The 13,826-nt window shown below is 28.6% G+C and carries 9 protein-coding genes; 3 read left to right on the top strand and 6 right to left on the bottom strand.

The window, feature by feature from the left end:
* Window positions 1-376: 376 nt before the first annotated feature.
* Together cooS and argJ are read right to left on the bottom strand one after the other, a co-directional pair.
* Entirely contained in the window at window positions 377-2,260 is a 1,884-nt protein-coding gene (gene cooS, locus J3E06_RS04325; RefSeq protein WP_013179588.1) for an anaerobic carbon-monoxide dehydrogenase catalytic subunit, read from the bottom strand.
* Between the two features lie 204 nt (window positions 2,261-2,464).
* Window positions 2,465-3,685, bottom strand: a complete 1,221-nt coding sequence (gene argJ / locus J3E06_RS04320; RefSeq protein ID WP_157209420.1) for a bifunctional ornithine acetyltransferase/N-acetylglutamate synthase — start codon at window positions 3,683-3,685, stop codon at window positions 2,465-2,467.
* A gap of 379 nt (window positions 3,686-4,064) precedes the next feature.
* Between argJ and J3E06_RS04315 the strand changes: the two genes are divergently transcribed.
* Window positions 4,065-5,426 (top strand): hypothetical protein, encoded by a 1,362-nt coding sequence (locus tag J3E06_RS04315; protein WP_013179586.1) that lies wholly within the window; start codon window positions 4,065-4,067, stop codon window positions 5,424-5,426.
* A 66-nt stretch (window positions 5,427-5,492) separates the two neighbouring features.
* Here the strand turns inward: J3E06_RS04315 and J3E06_RS04310 are convergent, their stop codons facing one another.
* Window positions 5,493-6,908 carry a hypothetical protein gene (locus J3E06_RS04310; RefSeq protein ID WP_259164253.1) on the bottom strand — a complete coding sequence of 472 codons (1,416 nt, stop codon included), beginning with the start codon at window positions 6,906-6,908 and terminating at the stop codon, window positions 5,493-5,495.
* 310 nt (window positions 6,909-7,218) lie between these two features.
* Here J3E06_RS04310 and J3E06_RS04305 point away from each other — a divergent pair, with 310 nt between their 5' ends.
* Window positions 7,219-8,082, top strand: a complete 864-nt coding sequence (locus J3E06_RS04305) for a hypothetical protein (RefSeq protein ID WP_013179584.1) — start codon at window positions 7,219-7,221, stop codon at window positions 8,080-8,082.
* 243 nt (window positions 8,083-8,325) lie between these two features.
* Window positions 8,326-10,119, top strand: coding sequence for an ATP-dependent DNA ligase (locus tag J3E06_RS04300; RefSeq protein WP_013179583.1), 1,794 nt, complete (start codon window positions 8,326-8,328; stop codon window positions 10,117-10,119).
* Window positions 10,120-10,533: 414 nt separating this feature from the next.
* On the opposite strand, the gene J3E06_RS04295 is transcribed toward J3E06_RS04300, so the two are convergent.
* The 3 genes from J3E06_RS04295 to J3E06_RS04285 form a co-directional block, all read right to left on the bottom strand.
* Window positions 10,534-10,911, bottom strand: a complete 378-nt coding sequence (locus J3E06_RS04295) for a DUF22 domain-containing protein (RefSeq protein WP_013179582.1) — start codon at window positions 10,909-10,911, stop codon at window positions 10,534-10,536.
* Window positions 10,912-11,553: 642 nt separating this feature from the next.
* Window positions 11,554-12,189: a V-type ATP synthase subunit D gene (locus J3E06_RS04290; protein WP_013179581.1), complete on the bottom strand. Its 636-nt coding sequence runs from the start codon at window positions 12,187-12,189 to the stop codon at window positions 11,554-11,556.
* Window positions 12,190-12,321: 132 nt separating this feature from the next.
* The gene (locus J3E06_RS04285) at window positions 12,322-13,716 is read right to left on the bottom strand and encodes a V-type ATP synthase subunit B (protein WP_013179580.1); all 1,395 of its coding nucleotides are present in this window, start codon (window positions 13,714-13,716) and stop codon (window positions 12,322-12,324) included.
* Window positions 13,717-13,826 lie beyond the last annotated feature (110 nt).

The following is a 13,826-nucleotide window of genomic DNA, read 5'->3' as shown; positions in this document are numbered from 1 at the left end:
TTATTTTTAGTTTTATTTTTAGTTTTATTTTTAGTTTTATTTTTAGTTTTATTTTTAGTTTTATTTTTAGTTTTATTTTTAGTTTTATTTTTAGTTTTATTTTTAGTATTATTCTTATTAAAAAGATAGGTATATAAATCATAACAGTGAATTATAGAATAATACTTAATCGAGCAGATGATGACGTTATCCCCAGCTGATGATTTTTCAAGCGATGAGATTTTTTTTCATGATAACTGATGCTCACTTTTTATTTTAAACTGATTAATATTAAATTTAAAGTTAATTTAATATTTTTAAATTAAAAAAATTAAAAAAAATTGATTTTTAAGTTTGTAGTTATTTAATAATTATTGATAAGTATAATAATTACTACTTAAATTCCTAATCTTTTTCTCTTTTTAAGGATATGTGATTCAATATTTGCCGCTGCTTTTATCATATCCGTATCTACATTTAATTTAGCACCCGTTAAATTTTCCAAATCATTTGTGAGCAATTTAACTAAACTATCGCCCCCAGTAACGGGCGGTAATGGTGAAACGTGGGTGTATAAACCAAATCCTAACGCAAACAATGCGTCAATCGTAGCTTTTTGCTCCATATATTCGGGAGCACTCACTGCAATTGGTAAATCTTTTGTATCCACATTTAATGCGTTTGCCAATTCACTTACAACCATAGAAATTCTACCCGTATCGGTGCAAGTTCCAAAACTAAGCACTGGCGGGATTTTTAATAATTTGCACACACCTGCAAGTTTAGAACCTGCCAAATCAATTGCATCTAATGAAGTTAAACCTGCAACTTGCAAAGCTGCGTTTCCACAACCTGCACTTAATATTAATATGTCCTTTTTAATCAATTCCTTTGCAATTGCTACGGTATTCATATCATGACCGTGCCCGTGGATTGAAGTACAGCTTATCAAAGCTACAACCCCTTTAATATCCCCATCTTTTATTGCATTTAATAATGGGTCTAAACTACCCCCTAATATGTGCAATATTGCTTCAGTAGATATTCCAACGATTGCCCCCGTTTTTTTAGCAGGTACATAGCTTTTTGTTGATTTTCTAATTTTATAATTCTTAAATGCAATATTTATTATGTCTTCAGCCATTTTTTCTACTTTATGCGGTTCATAATCCATATTTATACTTACGTGAGGTAATTTAACTAATTTTGAAACCGATACTAATGTAGAGTTATATTTTTTAGAATATTCATTTAATCTTGGAAGACTACAATTCATATCCATTGCAAAAACATCTACGGCGTTTGTTGCTAAAAGTGGCTCTATTGTAATCCAATTACCGGTTAAACCAACAAATACGTCATCCATATCATATCTTTGTATCAATTCTTGACCGGTTTCAATAGAACCCACAATTCTTAAACCTTTTGCCCCTTCAGCTCTTGCTCGTTCTTGTATTTGTGAACTTCTTGCCATATCAATTAGTGCTGCACCAACAAAAGGCTCGTGACCATTTACAACTATATTTATATAGTTAGGGTCTACAATTCCCAAATCAACGTCTACTTTATGAGGCATTGGTGTGCCATATAGTATATCCTGTACCATTTCCAGCCCTATCTGAGCCCCATATATGCAAGAAATCCCTAAACGCATTGCTTTTAAAGCTAAAGAAACGTAATCGCTGTCAACATTTGTTAAACAGCTTGATGTAGAAATTAACATTTCTTCTTGCGGGCCTGCAGGGAATAAGTCTAATTTATTCCAAAGGTCTTTACGTGGTTTCGGTGCAAATCTTTCAACCATTATTGACGGTTTACTCGTATAAGTCTGTTCATACAAGAATTTTGCCAAATTTATGGCTGTTTCATTTACCGATGTCACTTTTAAACCGCAAGCATTTGCAAAAGTCTTTAATTTAGTTATATCTTGTATTTCAAATGGGGTTCTACCCTCTGCAGTAGATTTCAAAGTTCTGAATGCTTCTTTTGCGTGGTATGTATATGTACTTGTCCCCATTACATTTCTAAGCAACATATACCGCATTGCCATTGCATCAGGACCTATTCCACAAGCCCCTGAATCAATTTTTCGTACTCCGTCTATCACTGGCGTAATACGGCAAGGTCCATTACTACATAGTTGGCAACTCATACCTTGACTACAAAATGCACATCTAACAGTTTCCTGTTGTTCTTCACGGTCAAAAACGTTGGACATTTTGTCGTCAGTCAATTTTTGATACATTTCGTTTATAGAATCATGCTCTGAAACTTTTTTCATACGACCCCCTCATCTCGTATACAAGATAATTTATATTTTTTATAATTTAAATAATATATGTGACAAAAAATAAAACTAAATGTAAAAATAAATTGAAAAATGATTAAAAGATGATTAAAAATTAAAGTGATTAAAAATTAAAGTGATTAAAAATTAAAGTGATTAAAAAATAATTAAAAAATAATAAAAAATTAATAAAATAAATTATGTAGTATATTCAGCATTAATTCTTACATATTCATAGCCTAAATCACAACCGAATGAAGTATTTTCAAAATCTCCAAGTTTTAAATCTATTATGAATTTTATTTTTTCTTTTTGGATTAATTGTTCTGCTTTTTTCAATTCGGGAGTACCATCATCTGCTATTTGTACCCCATCTTTCACAAGGTAAGTAGATTCATTAAAATTGCTTATCGATAAGTCAAAAATGTTCATATCCATTTCTGCACCGCTGTATCCTACTGCGGCTACGATTCTACCCCAATTAGGGTCATTACCAAATACTGCAGTTTTAACCAACAATGACCTTACAACCGCCATAGATGCTTTTTTAGCATCTTCTTGGGTTTTTGCACCTTTTACAAGTACTTCCACTAATTTACCCGCACCTTCGCCATCTCTGGCCATCATTTTTGCTAATTCTTGGCATACTAATGATAAAGCACTATCAAAAAGTTCTTTGCAATCCTCATATTTTACACCACTTTCACCGTTTGCCATTAAAAACAAAGTATCGTTAGTACTTGTATCCCCATCGACTACAGTATTATTAAAACTTTTTTCTGTAGCACTATATAAGCAGTCCTCTATCTCATTAGCCGGTATTTCAAGGTCTGTTGTAATAATAGATAACATTGTAGCGTGCAATAAATTCTTAGGTTTTTGCATATTTGGGGCTATCATACCTGCACCCTTTGCAATACCACCTATCTTAACAACGTTATCATTTACTGTTATTTTAACGCAAACACTTTTATTGTATGCGTCTGTTGTCATAATTGCCTTAGAAGCGTTTTCATTATTATTTTCGATTCTTAGATTATTATATGCACTCTTTACTCTGTCATTTATAATACCCATTGGCATTTTTCGTCCAATGACACCAGTAGAAGCACTTAAAATTCGATTTTCAGATATGTTTAATAGCTTAGATGTGGTCTTTACCATTTCATTATTATCCTGCATACCGTCTTTTGTAAAACAGTTTGCATTACCGCTGTTAATGACGACTGCGTTAAACTTTTTATCAGCACTGTTTAAAATCAAGTCTTTACAGTACTTTACAGGGTGTGCATAAACTTTATTAGATGTAAAAACCCCTGAGCATATAGTATTAGGATTTTCAGAGTATATAATTGCTACCCCGTATTTTCCTTCCTTAAAACCATTTGCTTTAAAGCCTGTTGGATATACGACACCCATTTGTTTTTTTAATTCTGCATCCTTGCAGTTTTTGTATTCCTTATCTTCAAGGTCATCCTTAAAAATAAAACTTTTATCAATCTTTTCAATCTTTTCAATCTTTTCTATTTTTTTTGATTCTTTTCTATTTTTTGTATCTTTTGTTTTTTCCATAATTCACCAAAATATAAGCTATATCGTATTATAATATATTACCTGCAACATTTAATAATTTAACAAATTAAATAAAGTAGGTAATTTATATCATATCATTACAATAAATATAATATATTATTTTATATATAAACTTAAAATTGACAATCTAAAAAATAAAACATTTATTAATATAAAATTTACACAAGAAACATAAAACGAGAATTTTAACTCAAAACGTGATAATATGAATATAAAAATTTTAGATATACACGAAATAGTGGAAAATTTAAAAAAAGTAGAGAATCCACTTTCTTTAGTGCTTTTAGGTCATTTGACACTCTTAGTTTTAGCATTACCGTACTATCATAAATTTGAATCAACTGTTTATTATTCAATTATTGTAATGTTTTTCAACATTTTAATGTTTGGAATACCATATTTCTTAAAAATTGAATTCAATGAAAATTCTAACAAAAATAAAATAGATAACGCAAAAGGGGTAAATAAAATAACTAAGTATATGGAATCAACTAATTCATTGAAAAACAATATATTATACAATTTAAAAGATTTTAAAAAACCTTTAACTTTAATTAGTGCATTTATTGGTATTTTAATTGCTGGAAACGGTATTTACGCATTTTTAGGTCTTGGGGCATCTATATTGTTTATCATACTTGGATTTGGACTTTTAGAGGCATTTTTTGGATATTATAGAAAATACAGTGATGCTTGCAACAATCAGTATGTAATATCTAAAATAACTAAAGGAAAAAACAAGGAAAAAAACAATGAAGAATATAAAAGTAAACGAAATATTGACAAAATAGGGTACTATACTGGCTTATTTGGGATTATTTCGTTCATAATAATTGTTCTAAAGTATGGTACAATCCCTATTTTAGACTACACTACAAGAATGGGAATTGCAAATGAACCATTACGTTTATTATCCTACGGTACATTATCCTATTTTGCTTTAAGTGGATTTTGGGCGTTTTTAATAGCTTTAGTACTAAATATAGGGCTTGGATACAAAGCAGGCGTTTTAACGGTTGTTGTATCATATTTAATCTGGAAAAATAGGACTTCAAAAATTAGCTTCCCAAAATTGGCCTTTTGGGCGTTTATATTGCTCTTATTCTTAGGGGTAATGTCAAAACTTATTATAAGCACGTCTGGACAAAATTGGAGTTTAAATTTCATAGAAATGCTATCTTATAGGGCATATTTTGATATAATGTCTTTTGATAAAGTAATTCACTATCCGCATATGTTAATGGGTAGTACAACATTTATACCAAATGGAGAACGTATTATTTCAGAATTAATCTACGGATATAAACATAATATAACAACTACGATGTTTGCACCATTTTATTTAGATTTTGGGCTTATGGGTAGTGGATTTTTAGCATTCATATTTGGGTTAGTCTCTAAAAAAATATACGAAAATTTAGATTTAAAATTGTATTGCATTTATGGTGCAATTTTATTATCAATGACTGAAATAGGGGTTAACTACGGCTTTTTAGTAGTTGTAGCTTTATTTTCATACATAACCGTTAGAATGAAAAATTACAAAATAAAATATGTTGTAAAATAATAATTCGATATTATTTTTTAATTTTTATTACTTTAATTTTTATTTTTTTTTATTAATACGTACAAATTAATCCCAAGGCGATTTATAGTTTATATGACCTTTTGAATTTACTTTAATCATTGCTTTTTCTTTATCTTTCTCTTTTTCTTCTTCATTAATATCTTTCAAACTACCGTCTAAGTTAGTATATTTACTACCCATTGAAGATTTTAAAGACATTTTTAAATCATTATATATTTCTTTAGGGTTTCTTTCGCTGTTTTTTTCAGTTTCAATACTCAAATGCTCTATTTCGTTCATTTCTGCTACGTGATTTTTAATTAATCCATTTACGTTTGAATCTGATTTAAATTCACTTTTATCTTCTTTTACAGTATCTCGATTATATAATTCATTTATTTTATTAATATCCTGGCTAAATTTGTCTAAATTTTCATCTATTTTACTTAATTTATCCAATCCTTTTACATTTGAATTTCCTTTGTTATTATTGCCATTATTAATATTCTTAGTATTATCCTTATTATTATTATTATTATTATTATTATTATGATTTTTTTTATTATTATTATTATTATTTTTATTCATTCTTAACATTGCTAATTTTTCATCTATTCTCTTTATTTTTTCTGCTTCTTCGTCATTTTTAGTTTGTTCAATTTTTTTCAATTGTTCAAATGATGAAACTTGCTCTTTTTCGACGTCATTAGTTCTTTCATCCGATACAATACATCTAAACTCTCCATTTTTTGGAATATCTTCTGCCCTTATGTAATTCATAGAATTAGCTTTCATACTGTCTAAATTTTCTAAATTAAGCTCTGGTTTTACAACATATTTCAATTCGGTTGCTCTTAGAGTTTTTCCAGATATTTGAGTATCCGAACTTTTCGAATTTACTGAATTTGTTATTTTTGATTTAGGGTTTAAATCTTCGACATCAGCAACTTCTACAGTTTCTACAGTTTCCTCTTTGTCATTGTTAGAGTATTTGCTTGAACTTTTTAAATTTGTTATAGTTGGCGTATTTTTTGCATTTTTTGAGGTTAAATTTAAAATTTCGGTCTCATGACTTAATAAGTATTCATCAAAAGAATTTTTAACAGAATTTTGGATGGTATTTATTAACAAGCTGTTGTTATCTGCAAAATAATTATAGATTGCATCGTGATAGCAAGAACTTATTTCCACGCAATTGTCTTTAAAATGGGAATTAATACCTTCTTTGAATGAATTTACAATTAAATCTTGAGGGTTGTCCTCTTTAGATATGTAATGCGTCAAATAATTTTCTAAATTAGAATTTAAAGATTTTTGGATTAATTCGTCTATCTTTTCGTGATTTTCTAAAATATATGATTCCATATAATCATTTAATTGCTTTTCGACTATTTTATTTATTAATTCATTATTTTCTTTTAAATAACTCATAATATGGCTTTCTAATGCACTTAAAACCATTTCTTCTGCGTTAAACTCCATATTGCCACCAAACAGAAAATTTATATATTATTTTGATTTGTATATATTTTGTATTGTATATTATTTTGTATTGCATTATATTATGTTTTAAATTATTGTTAAATATAGTTTAATATCTATTATGTGATTATCATTTTATAGTTTGTTGTTTAATCTTTAGCGGTTAAAGAATAATATTATATAATATTTAATCATTATAATTAAATACATACATTTAATTGTCATATTCAATAATTAAATACAAATTTCTTTGTTAATATTGTAATTTAATGAATATTAATAACCAAAATATTAAAAAATAGGTGGAATTTTGAAATTTGCATCAAAAATACTGTTAAAATTAGGTATTGTACTTATTATTTTAATATTGTGTATAGCCACCATTGGATATTTGTCTGGAGCGTTTTTCGGGGTGGAAAAAACTACTAAAACAATTGTAGAAAACAGTCCTTACCCAGAATTTGCATATGTGGATAAAGAAGTGGCTACAGACTTTATAAATGGTAGTATGAACGTATCAATACCTCCGAGTATGTTATTCTTTATAGATTCAGTTTACATAAATTTAGATAACTCTACGATTGAAGATACTGATACCCGTATGGATAATATAAATAATAGTGAAAATTCAAGCAATATAGAAAATAAAACAGAAATTGCAATTAAAACGCCATTATGGTTTATCGGATATTTATTTGCAGGCGATGACGTATCTGTGGAAGATGGATATATATTCCTCAATTCACGCCACTTTGGAAAACCTGACTTTGAATACCCAGATTATGATTTAATGAACGGCGATATTATAGTTTATTCAAAAGAAAAGTTAATAATTCTTGACAGTAATGAAAAATACAACTATATGCAAATGGTATTTAAAAATACTGATGATTATGCAGTATATTTAAATAAAACCAAAGAGCAAGAAAATGACTTGTTTGCTATCGATTGGACCACCTTAGGATTAGGTGTAAAATTAAACTCAAGTATTGTATACACTGGCAATTACGTTATAGAAACTTCAGTATTTAACAAATCAAACCTTTCTGATAAAATGGACTATATGAAATTTCAAAAATTTCAAAAAGTTGAAGAACAATTATCCTATGGCGAACATAACATCAGTGATTTAGCATTTTTATTAAATAATTCTTCAACTGAAGATTACAACTAAAATACATATTAATTCATTAATTTTAATTTTTTTATCTTTTTATATTTTTATCTTTTTATCTTTTTAACTTTTTAACTTTTTATTTAATTTTTAATTTTAAGTTTAATTTCTTATTTTATTTTTTATTAATGATTAAAGCATATGTTTAAATTTAAAATTACACATACTATTTTAATAGAAGATTATCTTTTATTTTTATTTAAAAACATTTTAAATTAATTTTAGTGATGTTTTGGTGATATATTGTTATTTAAAGATTACTGTGAAATTATAGAAAAAATAGAAAAAACCACAAAGCGATTGGAAAAAACGGATTACTTTGTTGAATTAATTAAAAAACTTGATTCTGAAAAGAAAAATTTAGAAAAGTCTAAAAACGTTGATAATCCTGCAGAAATACTTAATATTTTGTGCAAAATATCAATAGGTAGAGTATTCGCAGAATATGAAAATAAAGAGCTTGGTATAGGGTATAATCTATTGGTTGAAGCGTTTAAATCTGTTGGAATTTCTGAAAAAGATATTTACGCCAAAGTTAAAGAAACTGGAGATTTGGGACAATCTGTAGAACTTTTAAAATCAGAAGTTAAACAAATTACTTTGTTTCAAACTAAATTAACCATTAAAGAAGTATATTCATCTCTTAAAAAATTATCCTCAATCGAAGGTACGAGTTCTCAGAAAAAAAAGATTAGAACAATCTCCAATTTATTAATATCTGCGAATGCACTTGAAACTCGATATCTTGCAAGACTTATTTTGGAAGATATGCGGATAGGTATGAATATTTCTACAATACTTGGTGCTTTTTCCATTTATTTTGGAATACCAAAACCCGAATTAGAGAAAACTTACGCAGTTAGTAATGATATAGGCAAAATAGGGGAAAGATTACTCTCTTATGATGGAAATTACTATGAAAACTTTAAAAAAGATAGCGAATTGCACCTTAAACTATTTAGACCGATAAAACCGATGTTAGCTCAGTTAACGCCATCAATTAGCGATGCAATTATCGAAATGGGTATCCCCCAATTTGAAACCAAATACGATGGTGCGAGAGTTCAAATCCATAAAAACGGAGATAACGTTAAGATATATAGTAGGAGACTCGAAGACATTACAAATTCTATTCCTGAAATTGTTGAAGAAGTTAAAAAAATTGACTGTAATCAGTTTATTGTTGAGGGCGAATGTGTTGCAATAGACGAAAACGGGAAACCTCGACCTTTCCAAGATATTCTTAGGAGATTTAGACGTAAATATGATATTGAAAAGATGACTTCAGAAATAAAACTTAGAGTGTTTTTATTTGACGTTATTTATAAAGATGGGGAAAGTATCAGTGATTCATTGCAAGTTCGCCGTCAAAAACTTGAGAGTATGTTAAATATAGAAAATAATTTTAATATTGATGAAAATGGGGAAATTATTGTATCCCCCATTAATGACGTTATAAATTTATCGACTAAATTAATTACAAATGACGTAAAAAAAGCACAAAAATTCTTCGATTGGTGTTTAAGTATCGGTCATGAAGGCGTAATGATTAAAAACCAAGATGCTACATATACTGCAGGTAGTCGGGTAAAAACTATGTATAAGTTTAAACCGACCCTTGATAACTTAGACGTCGTAATTACTCGTGCTAAATTTGGTATGGGCAAACGTAAAGATTGGTATGGTTCTTATGAGATTGCAGTTCGAGGTAATGGGGAATCTGAAGATAATAATCTATATGTAATCGGTCATGTTGGTAGTGGATTAACTGAGGAAAACTTGGAAGAACTTACTAAAAAAATAAACGAGATTAAAGAAGCTGATTTGGGCGATGAGGTAATCGTTGAACCTAAAATCGTATTTGAAGTATCTTATGAAGAAATACAAGCTTCAGAAAAATATGAAATTGGCTATGCTTTACGATTTCCACGTGTGATTAATATACGATACGATAAAAATATCGACGATATTAACACTGTTGAAGACGTAAAAAGGATATATGAAATTCAAAAAAATAGAAAAAATAAAAATGATTAAATTTTACATTAATATTCAAGTATTATAAATTAGAAAGTTTTAGAATATTTTAGAAAGTTTTATATAGTTATAATTAATAACTAATTGTATTGGTGGATGATGAACGGAGTAGCTTCTGATTTCATGATGATTTTGATCCTACTGACACCAAACTTTTTATTGTAAAAATATAATAACTATTTTATTGTTTTATTTGAAAATAATGTAAAAATAGACCCTATGGCATAATATATTGATTTATTAGTGAATGATGAATTTTTATCTTCTGATTAACTTAACAATTCATGATGAAAGATGGGCGAGCTGACACTAATCTTTATTTTCAATAAATTGATAAATGATAAATGATAAATGGTAATTTAAAAATTAAAAGAGTTTATATGCTATTTTATTTAAATAATTAATTAGATTAATTTATTCTTGTTCTGCTTTTAAAAGTACTAAACCACCGACTAAATCGCCTTTTTTGATTTCTCCATCTATTGTAGCTAAAAAGATTACTCTGTCGATGTCTCTTTGTGATTCAAAAGGTACAGGAATTTCCTCACCAACTGAAATTACACTACCATACTTGTTAAGCTTGTAAGCAGATTTTACAATTACAGACCTTGGTTCTAAAGCTATTTTTTCAACTTTTATTTCCTTAATATCTCCTTTTTTAACAGTTATGTCTTCATCTGCGAGAAGTAATACTTTATTACCTGTAAGTTCGAAGTGTAGATTTGCATCTTTAATATTTTTGTCGCTTAATTCGCCTTCAATCTTCTTTATTTTACCTATTATTCTAAACATTGTAATCCACCTTAGTTTAATTATAAATTTAATTAATAGTACATTATTATAATTTTATAATTTTATAATTTTATAATTCTGTTGTGTTATCATATGCGATATTCAATTATATAATAGTTAAACATTTTATAGTTTTTGATATAATTTAAGATAAATGCTTTATTAAATGTTATGTTAATAAAATAGCTATTATTATGAAATCAAAGAAAATATAATAATTTAAAATAAATCTAATAATTTAATAAAATTAATAAAATAGAAATGGAAAAATAAAAAGGTAGGAATACGTACTGGTAGGATTGAATATAAATACGTATTAATTTATTTAAACACCATACTATTTTATTAAAAAATATTTGAATAAGTATGTAATTTAAGTAATTAGAGCGTATATATCAAAAATTTTTTTATATAAATATAGGTATTCTTGTAGGTATTTTATAGTTATTATTTATTCGTATACATTTAAAGGACATATTTTAGTAGGTTAATATGTCTTATATATAATTATAATTATTATAGTTAATATATGCTCACTACTTGAAGTTTCAAGTAATAAAAATTAACTAAAGAATAATAATATAATAGATTAATAAATTAATAAATTAATAACATATTAAAGTATTAACATATTAAATATTATTATGCTTCTCTTGCGTCAATTCTTGCTTTAATTAATTTCAAACGGAAGAAGTTTTCTCTTTCCATTTCATCTAATCTCATTGAAATGTACTTCTTGGTTTCATCCATTCTTGGAATTACAACGTATTCGAGAGCGTTAACTCTTCTTTTGGTTGTAATAATTTCTTGTGCCAACATCTTAATTGATGTCTCGATTTCTGCAAGTTCTGCAATAAGTTGAACAGCTTCTTCGAAGTTGCTTGCTGCTTCATCTAATTTTGATGATGTGCTGTAAGGGCTGTACCCTCTTGTTGATATATCTCTTTTAACATTGTTTATTTCGAAAGCAGGTACTGAAATACCCATAACGTTTCTCATATCCACGTCAAGTTCGATATTCTCATTTTTAGCAGCAAATGAAGCTTCCTTAACTGACAAAGTACCCATAATAGCTTGAGCTATTATTAAATCTTTGTAAGCTTTAGCAAGTGCATCGTTTACCTTTTCCCTTATTCCAGAAGCTTGATTCAAAATATCAAAAAATTCCATCATAAGAGCGTCTCTTTTTTGTTTCAAGAGTTTGTGCCCTTTTTCGGCTAATTTGATTTTTGTTTTCAACTTTAGTAATTCCATCCTTGTAGGGTTAACTTGTGCCATATTATCCCCCGATTAAAATTTGATAATAATTAGGTTAATGAAAATTAAATTAACAAATAATTAGTTAATTGATTAATTAGTGAATAATCACTTAATTAATCACTAAATATTTGCTAAATATTCATTAATTAATTATTTTCTGAAATTTGGGTGGTATTTTTCGATTAAATCTTCTGAAATTCTCTTAAGCTCTTCCATAGGTAAGATTGCTAAGATATCCCAAACATAGTCGAGTGTTTCCTCGATATTTCTGTCTTCGTCAATGCCTTGTGTTACAATTCTGTCTTCGAAAGCTTGAGCGAATTTTAAGTATGCTCTGTCTCTGTCTGTAAGTGCTTCTTCCCCTACAACAGCTACTAAGTCTCTTAAACCTCTACCTTCTGCGTAAGCAGCGTAAGCTTGGTTAATAACTTTTGAGTGGTCTTCTCTTGTTTTTCCTTCACCAATACCATTACCCATTAATCTGGATAATGAAGGTAAAACGTCTACTGGTGGATAAACACCTTTCATATTCAATTCTCTTGACAACACAATCTGACCTTCGGTAATATAACCGGTTAAGTCTGGAATTGGGTGTGTAATATCGTCGTGAGGCATTGTTAAGATAGGTATCTGAGTAACTGTTCCTTGTTTACCTTTAACTCTACCAGCTCTTTCGTATAATGAAGCTAAGTCAGTGTACATGTACCCTGGATAACCTCTTCTACCAGGAACCTCGTTTCTTGCTGCTGCAATTTCTCTTAAAGCTTCACAGTAGTTTGTTAAGTCTGTTAAGATAACTAAAACGTGCATTCCTTTTTCATAAGCTAAGTATTCAGCTGTTGTTAAAGCAATTCTTGGTGTAATGATTCTTTCAATAGCTGGGTCATCAGCCAAGTTAATGAAAACAACTGCTTTCTCTAAAGCTCCTGTTTTTCTAAATTCTTCGATGAAGTAGTTTGATTCTTCGCTTGTAATACCCATTGCTGCGAATACAACCGCGAACTGTTCTCCTTCTCCTCTTACTTTAGCTTGTCTTGCAATCTGAGCAGCTAACATGTTGTGAGGTAAACCTGAACCTGAGAAGATAGGGATTTTTTGACCTCTAACCAATGTGTTAGTACCGTCGATTGTTGAGATACCTGTTTGAACAAAAGCGTTTGGTGAAGCTCTTGATACAGGGTTTAAAGGTGAACCGTTAATATCGATTTTTTCTTCTGAAATAATTTCAGGACCTTTATCGATTGGCTTACCTGCACCATCAAAAACTCTACCTAACATATCATTTGAAACACCTAATTTAGCTGTTTCTCCTGTGAATCTAACTTTTGTTTCACTGGTGTTTAAAGCTGTTGTACCTTCGAATACCTGAACAACTGCTACTTCTTCGTTAGCTTCTAAAACTTCCCCAGTTCTCTTTTCGCCGCTTGGTGTTGTGATGTCTACGATTTCCTTGTAGGAAACACCTTCAATTCCTTTAATAACCATCAAAGGACCAGCAATTCTTGAAACTGAAGTATACTCTATGGTTTTTTGCATTGCATCCATAATAACCCTCCTTAATTTAAATAGGTTATTTTGTTTGTTATTTTGTATTTTTAATTTAATATATTCCGCATATTAGAATTAAATAATGGATATACATTAATCCAATAAAT

Origin of the sequence: Methanococcus voltae (assembly GCF_024807655.1) — an archaeon.
In the GTDB taxonomy this organism is placed as follows: Archaea; AGJL01; Methanococci; order Methanococcales; family Methanococcaceae; genus Methanococcus; species Methanococcus voltae_D.
The sequence above is the reverse complement of the archived record's forward strand: the minus strand, read 5'-3'. Positions and strand labels throughout refer to the sequence as shown.

Coding starts and splice junctions, on each gene's coding strand:
- cooS (WP_013179588.1), bottom strand. CDS start 2,260: ATGAAAAAAGTTTCAGAGCATGATTCTATAAACGAAATGTATCAAAAA.
- argJ (WP_157209420.1), bottom strand. CDS start 3,685: ATGGGTGTCGTATATCCAACAGGCTTTAAAGCAAATGGTTTTAAGGAA.
- J3E06_RS04315 (WP_013179586.1), top strand. CDS start 4,065: ATGAATATAAAAATTTTAGATATACACGAAATAGTGGAAAATTTAAAA.
- J3E06_RS04310 (WP_259164253.1), bottom strand. CDS start 6,908: ATGGAGTTTAACGCAGAAGAAATGGTTTTAAGTGCATTAGAAAGCCAT.
- J3E06_RS04295 (WP_013179582.1), bottom strand. CDS start 10,911: ATGTTTAGAATAATAGGTAAAATAAAGAAGATTGAAGGCGAATTAAGC.
- J3E06_RS04290 (WP_013179581.1), bottom strand. CDS start 12,189: ATGGCACAAGTTAACCCTACAAGGATGGAATTACTAAAGTTGAAAACA.
- J3E06_RS04285 (WP_013179580.1), bottom strand. CDS start 13,716: ATGGATGCAATGCAAAAAACCATAGAGTATACTTCAGTTTCAAGAATT.